The organism is Cryobacterium shii (assembly GCF_004402595.1).
Taxonomy (GTDB): domain Bacteria; phylum Actinomycetota; class Actinomycetes; order Actinomycetales; family Microbacteriaceae; genus Cryobacterium; species Cryobacterium shii.
In genome coordinates, this window is record NZ_SOFY01000066.1 from 1 (window position 1) to 8116 (window position 8116).

Annotated in this window: 7 protein-coding genes and 1 pseudogene; 4 read left to right on the plus strand and 4 right to left on the minus strand. The window is 65.5% G+C overall.

Translation table 11 applies throughout. The annotated features are described in order from the left end of the window. The coding region (locus E3O49_RS12275; RefSeq protein ID WP_134367149.1) for an FGGY family carbohydrate kinase at positions 1 to 120 on the minus strand (120 nt) is incomplete at its 3' end. A gap of 118 nt (positions 121 to 238) precedes the next feature. After that, complete coding sequence (locus E3O49_RS12280) at positions 239 to 1003, minus strand: MIP/aquaporin family protein (protein ID WP_134402663.1); 765 nt, start codon at positions 1001 to 1003, stop codon at positions 239 to 241. Positions 1004 to 1228: 225 nt separating this feature from the next. On the opposite strand from E3O49_RS12280, the gene dhaK reads away from it, so the two are divergent. The 4 genes from dhaK to E3O49_RS12300 all read left to right on the plus strand — a co-directional run bounded on the left by dhaK (position 1229) and on the right by E3O49_RS12300 (position 5785). Beyond that, positions 1229 to 2230 carry a dihydroxyacetone kinase subunit DhaK gene (gene dhaK, locus E3O49_RS12285; RefSeq protein WP_134451710.1) on the plus strand — a complete coding sequence of 334 codons (1002 nt, stop codon included), beginning with the start codon at positions 1229 to 1231 and terminating at the stop codon, positions 2228 to 2230. A gap of 11 nt (positions 2231 to 2241) precedes the next feature. Next, positions 2242 to 2877, plus strand: coding sequence for a dihydroxyacetone kinase subunit DhaL (gene dhaL, locus E3O49_RS12290; RefSeq protein ID WP_134405573.1), 636 nt, complete (start codon positions 2242 to 2244; stop codon positions 2875 to 2877). A gap of 71 nt (positions 2878 to 2948) precedes the next feature. Next, a complete protein-coding gene (dhaM, locus tag E3O49_RS12295) occupies positions 2949 to 3566 on the plus strand; it encodes a dihydroxyacetone kinase phosphoryl donor subunit DhaM (RefSeq protein ID WP_338144999.1) in 618 nt (205 codons plus the stop codon). Positions 3567 to 3766: 200 nt separating this feature from the next. Then, complete coding sequence (locus E3O49_RS12300) at positions 3767 to 5785, plus strand: putative bifunctional diguanylate cyclase/phosphodiesterase (RefSeq protein WP_134367155.1); 2019 nt, start codon at positions 3767 to 3769, stop codon at positions 5783 to 5785. 9 nt (positions 5786 to 5794) lie between these two features. Here the strand turns inward: E3O49_RS12300 and E3O49_RS12305 are convergent, their stop codons facing one another. Both E3O49_RS12305 and E3O49_RS12310 read right to left on the minus strand, forming a co-directional pair. Continuing rightward, on the minus strand, positions 5795 to 6496 hold the full coding sequence (locus E3O49_RS12305) for a hypothetical protein (protein ID WP_134451712.1): 702 nt from the start codon (positions 6494 to 6496) through the stop codon (positions 5795 to 5797). Positions 6497 to 7055: 559 nt separating this feature from the next. Beyond that, positions 7056 to 8116 (minus strand): annotated as a pseudogene (locus E3O49_RS12310) (hypothetical protein); the annotation flags it as partial.

The window sequence follows — 8116 nt, forward strand, 5'->3', positions numbered from 1 at the left end:
CCGGGGGAAGATCTGCTCGTGCTCGAGCTGACCGGCGGAAATGATCGTCCCGGCCTTGTCGAAGATGATCGCGCGGGTACTGGTGGTGCCCTGGTCGATTGCGATGACGTGCTTGGCCATGGAATTCCTCCTAGTGGGTGGTGCGGGAAGTCGGAGCGGAAAACAGAGTTGCGGTGAAACCGGGCGGACAGCAAAAAAATGGGCCGATTCAGATGTCGAATCGGCCCACCCTTCAGCGCTAGGTGAGGATGGGGAGCAGGACCAGGGACGCCCAGCCGGCCAGCACCCCGCCGATCACCGGCCCGACGACCGGAACCCAGGAGTAGGCCCAGTCTGAGGAACCCTTGCCCTTGATCGGAAGCACGAAGTGCGCGATCCGCGGCCCAAGGTCACGGGCCGGGTTGATGGCGTAGCCGGTCGGTCCGCCGAGGGAGGTGCCGATCACGAGAACTAGCAGGGCCACCGGCAGTGCGCCGAGGGCCGCGAGGCCACCGCTTTCGCCCTGGCGGCCGCCGCCGAAGGCCAGAACCACGAACACGAGCACGAAGGTGCCGATGATCTCGGTGACCATGTTCCAGCCGTAGGAACGGATGGCCGGGCCGGTCGAGAACACGCCCAGCTTGTTGGCCGGGTTCGGCTCCGCATCGAAGTGCTGCCGGTAGGCCAGCCAGCAGAAGACCGCCCCGATGAAAGCACCCAGGAACTGGGCTGCGATGTATGTCAGGACCGAGAGGAAATTGACGGGGACGCCGGATCCGAACTCGGTGGCGCCCGACGCGACGAGGCCGAGAGTGACGGCCGGGTTCAGGTGTGCGCCGGAATTATAGGCAGCGATCACACCGACGAAGACCGCGAAGCCCCAGCCGATGGTGACCATCAGGAACCCGCCGCCGAGGCCCTTGTTCTTGGCCAGAGCGACGTTGGCGACCACGCCGGTTCCGAGGAGGACCAGCAGCGCCGTCCCCACGACCTCCGACAAAAACACAACTCCGATATTGTCCACGTTGACCTTCCTTGCCGGGCGGGAGATGCCGGAGCGATCCCATGTTGGTGTGCGGTTTGCATCACCATAGCCCGGTGCTTTCCGGAGGGGAATGGGAAGACTTTCCCGCTGATTTTGGCCCTTATCAGCCGTTGCGCCCACGCGTAGATTGAAGCGGGTAGGCGAAGTTCCTACGGCACGGCACCGCGGTCGTGCCGTCCTGTCATCCCGATCGAAGGAAGAGCCATGAAGAAACTCGTCAATGATCCAAAGAACGTGGTGGATGAGGCTGTTGCCGGGTTCGGGGCAGCCCACGCCGACCTGGTGAGCGTGCACCAGGATCCCAACTTCATCGTGCGCAAGGACGCACCGGTGGCGGGGAAGGTCGGACTGGTCAGCGGAGGAGGCAGCGGTCACGAACCGATGCACGGTGGTTTCGTTGGATTCGGAATGCTCGACGCCGCTGTTCCCGGCGCCGTGTTCACATCCCCGACACCGGACCCCATCCTCGCCGCGACGAAGGCCGTTGACGGGGGAGCGGGAGTGCTTCACATCGTCAAGAACTACACCGGCGACGTCCTCAACTTCGAGACGGCGGCCGATTTGGCCGCCGCGGACGGCATCGAGGTGCGCTCGGTGCTCGTCAACGACGACGTCGCGGTGAAGGACTCCCTCTATACGGCCGGCCGACGCGGCGTCGCCGGAACGGTGCTGGTCGAGAAGATTGCCGGGGCGGCCGCAGACCGGGGGGACAACCTGGATGCGGTGGCGACGGTGGCGGAGAAGGTCATCGCGCGGGTGCGGTCGATGGGGGTGGCTCTGACGCCGTGCGTCGTGCCGCATGCCGGCGAACCGAGCTTCACCCTGGCTGAGGACGAGATCGAGATCGGAATCGGCATCCACGGTGAGCCGGGACGGGAACGAATCAGGCTTGAACCCGCTGATGCCATCGTCGACCGGCTGCTCGGCCCCATCCTCGACGACATCCCCTTCGTAAGCGGCGACGAGGTTCTCCTCATGGTCAACGGCATGGGCGGGACGCCGCAGATCGAGCTCTACATCGTCTTCCGGCACGCCGCCGAGGTCCTTGCGGCGAAGGGCCTCACGGTCACTCGGACCCTGGTCGGGAATTTCACGACCTCACTCGAAATGCAGGGCATGTCGATCACGGTACTGAAACTGGACCAGGAATTGACCACCCTGTGGGATGCGCCGGTCCAGACGGCGGCGCTACGGTGGGGACGGTAGAGGGAGATCGAATGAACTTGGGTGCCACCTGGGCGAAGGCCTGGATCAGGACCAGCGCGGATGTCATGAGCGAACACCGGGTGGAGCTGATCAACCTGGACCGCGAGATCGGCGACGGTGACCACGGCGAGAACATGGACAGGGGTTTTCAAGCGGTGCTCGGGAAGCTCGACGATCTACCGGCGGATGCCGCCCCCGGGGACGTTTTCAAGCTCGTCGCGACCACACTGATCTCCACGGTGGGTGGCGCCGCCGGTCCGCTGTACGGCACGGCGTTCCTGAAGGCCGCCGTGGCCGTGGCCGGTGCGCTCGAGCTTGACGGCGCCGCGCTGGTGGCGCTGCTCACGGCCGCCAGGGACGGCATCGTCCTGCGCGGCAAGGCGGAATTAGGAGACAAGACCATGGTTGACGCCTGGACTCCGGCCGTCGACGCGGCCGCCGCCGCCCACGAGGCAGGGGCCAACGATCTGGACATCCTGATTGCGGCAGCGAACGCCGCGGAGGCGGGAGCGGTCGCGACGGAACCCTGGGTGGCGCGTAAGGGCCGGGCGAGCTACCTGGGGGAGAGGGCCATCGGCCATCGAGATCCCGGCGCCCAGTCGTCGGCCCTGCTGCTGCGTGCGGCCGCAGACACGGCGGCGGCGTGAAAGTGGACGCTAGGAAAGGTCGGGTCGGCCTGGTCTTCGTCTCGCACAGCGCCAAAATCGCGGAAGGTTTGGTGGATCTGGCGCGCCAAATGGCGCCGAACACCGCCCTCATCCCGGCGGGGGGAACCGACGAAGGCGATATCGGGACGAGTTTCGAGAAAGTGGCCACCGGCATCGTGCAGGCGGATGCGGGTGCCGGCGTCGCACTGCTCTGCGATCTGGGCTCCGCCATTCTTACCGCAGAGACGGCGCTCGACTTCCTGGCCGAAGACGTGCGAGCGCGCGTGCGCATCGTTGACGCGCCCCTGGTCGAAGGCGGCGTCGCAGCCGCCGTGGCAGCCGAGGTCGGGGGAGATCTCGATGCCGTGGAGAAGGCCGCCCGCTCGGCCGTTCACCTATCGCCGGCCGTGGAGGCAGCACCTCCCGTTGCTCCTGTTGTCACCCGCAGGGTGACACTCGTCAACAGGGACGGCCTGCACGCTCGGCCCGCCGCCGACTTCGTCAAGCTGGCCAGCACCCTCAACGCACGCGTGACGGTGAACGGCAAGGATGCGTCCAGTCTGCTGGCCATCATGGGCCTGGGCCTGATCCGGGGCATGACCGCCGAGATCTCGTCCTCCGACGAGCACGGAGCGGAAGCGGTCGAGGCCCTGGCCAATCTGCTGGAATCAGGATTCGGCGAGGAATAGGGGACGGCGTTCCCGAGCACGCGCGCCCCCTTCAGTAGGATGGGGAGCTGTGGGCATGACCGGCACCGGTCCCGTGTCGACAGGGTCGCGAAGCTCGGTTTCCGGCCTGCATCCTCTCGCGATTCGAAGGCCGGCACCTTGAGTTCTTCCCCCGACCGTGGTCTGTCAGCGTGACCCATCAATGGCCGGCGCGCGCGCGAATGTCGGTCGCGTCCGAATTCGGACTGCGGGCGACATTCCCTGACCATCCGACAACCGCCGCCGCACGCAGCGAGGTGAAAAGGCTCCTGGCTCGGGCATTCTCCGCCACATCCCAGGCCTCCCTGATCACCGATGCCCGGCAGCGGATCCTTCACGTCAGCGGATCCTTCACCGCCATCACGGGCTATGACGAAGCCGAACTCCTGGGCCAGGACTGCCGTATTCTGCAGGGGCCCGGATCCGACCCCGGCGTCACGGCAGCAATCCGGCGGGCACTCAGTTATGGGGAATCGTATGAGGGAGATATCCTCAACTACCGAAAAGACGGTTCCCCGTTCTGGAACAGCCTGAGCATCAGGCCGCTGCGCGACGAGGCAGGAACGATCACCCACTTCGTCAGCGTCCAGCGTGACGTCACCGCGCGAATGGCACACCAGGAGCAATTGCGGTTCCAGGCCGGGCACGACCCGGTGACCGGCCTGCCGAACCGCCGGGCACTGGATCAGCACCTGTCCTCCCGTCGCCCCGCCGAGGGCGCAGTGCTGGCCATGATCGACGTCGTCGCGCTCCGCTCGATCAACAGCACCTTCGGGTACGAGGCGGGCGACAGTCTGCTCAAACAACTCGGACGCCGGATGCGGGAGCTGCTGGCGGACGGTGACTTCCTGGCGTGCCTCGGCGGCGATCTGTTCGCCGTCGTCCTCGAGAACATCGACGGAGGAACCCGGTTGGAGGATGAGCTGGCGCGCCTGCACGAGGCTGTGCAAACGCCCTTCTCGTTCACGGACCTGGACCAGGACTGCACCATCGATCTGAGCATGGGATTGGCCCGCATCACGGGTGACGGCACGACCGGTTTCCTTTTTCATCAAGCGGATGCTGCGCTCCGCCGGGCCAGGGAGGGCCGCCCCGCGGGCCCGTGGTGGACGCTGGCGCCGGACGTTCCCGAGGAAGCGGTGGATCGGGACGTCGACGGCGTGGGGGACCTGCCGGACGTGGGGGACCTGTCTACCGGCAGGTCCGATCGGGAGCAGTTGTTCGCCGGGGGACTGTCCATGTTCATGCAGCCCGTGCTGGATCTGCGAACCGGCCGACTCAGTCGAGTCGAAGCCCTGGCCCGGCTGACCCTCTCGGACGGCACGGTGATTCCACCGGCCCGGTTCCTTCCCGCCCTGGATGATGCCGACCTCGACGAGTTGTTCCGGCGGGGCCTGAACGAGGCACTCCGCTGCCTCGCTCGCTGGGACGACGGGGGCCTGTCGACCAGTGTCTCAGTGAATATCTCCCCGTCGACGCTTCGGAACCCGGATTGTCCGCGGTGGGTCAGCAATGCGATGCGGCGCCACGGCATCGCGCCGGACCGGCTCGGTCTGGAATTGCTGGAGACGCTGGCGGTCGAATCGGAGGTGCAGATCGAGGCGATCGATCGTCTCCTCCGTCTGGGAGTGGGGCTCGCCCTGGACGATCTGGGCTCGGGGTACAGCAGCCTGCAGCGACTGTTCGCGCTGCCCTTCGACACGATCAAACTCGACCGCGGTCTACTCGTCGAGATCCGGTCCAGACCGGTGGAGACGTTGAGCCTGGTCTCGGCCCTGACCCAAATGGGTCGTGACTTCGGCGTCAGCGTGGTGATCGAAGGACTCGAGGACGCCGGGATGGCCGAGGCAGCGAGCGTCCTGGGAGTTCCACTGGGGCAGGGATACTTCTTCGCCCGTCCGATGCCGGCGGATGAGGTGCCCGGATGGGTGGCCGGGTTCACCTTCCCGCTTCGTGCCGACGCGGTACAGAGCGCCCTCGGGGCCCTTGCGTACCACTGGCAGTTTCTGCGCTGGGCCTCGCCCCACCCGACTGTGCTCGCCGGCTGTCCTCTGACCGACTTCATCTCGCTCCATTCGACGACAGCCGCGGCCGCACGCTGGCACGCGCACCAGCATGGCCAGGCTCCCGATCCGGTGTACGGACAGATGCTGGCGGATTGGCTGGTCGACCTCGTCCGGGATGGCCCCCTGGGCGAGTAGCTGGAGGAGCTACGGGAGCAGGTTGTCCAGGATTCGTCCCGAGTATTCCTGGGCGAACACCGCGGCCAGGAACGTGATCGTCGGGATGAACAACGATCCCACCGCATGGCTCAGCGCCTGCCTCCGTTTCGGACTGGTGGGGGAGTCGCGGATCAGGTCGTGCACGGCGATCAGCTGCCGGACCCGTTCCAGAGCAGTCGCGGGGAGCTCGCTGAGCACCGCGCCGAAAGACTCGATCCGGAACTGCAGAAGTGCCAGGTTGTTATCCACACCGCGGCGGATGATCTTCCGAACAGCGGAACGCGAACTGACGATGGAGACCAGCGTCGCGACATAACCGGTCACGATGAGAGCGAACGCGATGGGCAGAAGCAACGGTGATGTCACCGACAGCAGAACTCCAACCAGAACCAGGTAGGCGGTGACTCCCAGTCCGCGGGCGAAATCCACCCTCGCCAGAGCACGGAGCTGCTCCTGGACGGCCATCGAGTCCGCTGGGCTGGGCCAGAATAGACGATGATCGAAACGAGCCTGCAAACTTATCACGAGCCAGGGGATCACGCTGGCGAACATCATTTCGCCGGCGTAGTAAAAAATGATCATCAGGAGCGCGGTGCTTCCGATCTGAAGCCGGCTGAGGGGGACCGGGGCGACCAGACCGGCGAGCAGGACGACGAACACCGTCAGTGCCGACGCGGCCAGCGTGCTCACCCGCATCCGGTACCAGCGCCGGCAGAATGTCAGCACTTGTCGCAGATCGCAGATCGCAGTCGCGCGCGATCGTGTGCAGCACGGCGTTCAGGCTCCGTGTCGGTTCGGCCCATCCGGCCACGGTCCATCCGTCGAGAAGTCCCATCGCGAGGGCGATCAGTGCCCAGCGCATGACCGGAGCCTCCGCCCATTGGCCGGCAAAGGCGGTCAGGACCAGCGGGATCCCCAGTGCGACCGAGGCGCTGAAGGCCGCCGTCAGGATGGCGCCCCGGCTGCTCAGCAGTGAGATCCCACGTCGCTTCAGAATCAGGTCGGCCAGCCGGGGCATCACAAACTCTGTGGTCGGCGATTGGTGGTGGGCGACGTACTCCGAAAACAGTCGTTCGAAGGACTCGGCTCTCCGGTCGGGTCGCTGGTCGGTCACGGATCCTCACCTTTCAACGCTGCGTTCCCGAAGTTGGCGTGGCGCGTGGCGCGTGGCGTCACACTACAGCCGCGTCCGGGGGTCCAATAGTGGCGCAGTATCCGCAAGCGGGAACTGGACTTATCCGAAAGAGTCCTAATCCTTCACGGAGCTGAGCCTGGGTGAGGTCTGCAGCTGTGATGATTTGAGGTTGATGTAGTCGGCGTGTGGCGCTCCGGCGGCGGCGGAGTGCTGGTGGATTATCTTGCTGCTGTAGCCGAGCGAGTTGGCTAAGGCGGTGGGATTGAGTTCTCTGGCGAGGTCGCGCAGGGCGGTGTTTCTGACGCCGTTGAGGTCGATGCCCCAGTTGCGAAGTCGGTTCAGCATGGTTTCTGGATGGGTGTGTTGGCCAGGCAGGTTGCCGGGAAAGAGCCAAGGGCTGTCGGTGTTGACAGTTTGCTGGTTGGGGCGGTTGTGGACGTAGTCCCAGAAGGTTGCCGCGACTTGCGCGGGCAGTAGGGCGGGCACCGATCCCAGGCGCAGGTAGAGGCCATCGGGTCGGGCTTCGAGTGCGCTGGTTTTCAGGGCTGTGATCTTTCCGACAGGGTGTGCGTAGAGCAGCAGGATGAGTGCGGCGACGCGGTCTGCGGCGGGCATTTCTCCGGCGGTGAGGCAGACGCGGATGTGGTCGATTCTGGCTGCCTGCGTCAAGATCGGGGTCGATCGTGCCTCACGACGGGGGACCCGGACTTTCGCGATATCGCGTGATGTGACGAGCCACGCGATGAAGGTGTTGATGGCATGGCGAGTGGATGGTCCGGAGGCGAGGTAGTCGTCGAGGTGCGACTGACGGATGTCGGTGTGGGTGGCGTCGTGCTCGGATAGGAGCCAGGCGAGGAATCGTCCCGACTCGGTGATTTCCTGCTTCGCTGACCGGACGGCGAAGTTCATGTTCTTGCCGGGCAGCGACCTCGCCCGGAGTCGTTTCAAGTGATACCAGCGGCCGAAGCGTTCGATCGGTGCTTGGATCTCGCGATGGTCGGCAAGAGACACGATTCTCTCCTCGAGCCAGCGTTCGAACGCCGCCAGTTGGCGGTCCCGGGGAGGCAGCATGCCGTTGACGGCGCTCACTGAAATTCCCCAGTTCTGCTCACTGAAATTCCCCACTCCGGGTCGCTTCCGCACATAGAAGCGGGCCTTCCTCGATGCTGATGGTC

Bases quoted from the DNA above. Each gene is read 5' to 3' on its own strand.
- dhaK (WP_134451710.1), top strand. From the start codon at position 1,229: ATGAAGAAACTCGTCAATGATCCAAAGAACGTGGTGGATGAGGCTGTT.
- dhaL (WP_134405573.1), top strand. From the start codon at position 2,242: ATGAACTTGGGTGCCACCTGGGCGAAGGCCTGGATCAGGACCAGCGCG.
- E3O49_RS12300 (WP_134367155.1), top strand. From the start codon at position 3,767: ATGTCGGTCGCGTCCGAATTCGGACTGCGGGCGACATTCCCTGACCAT.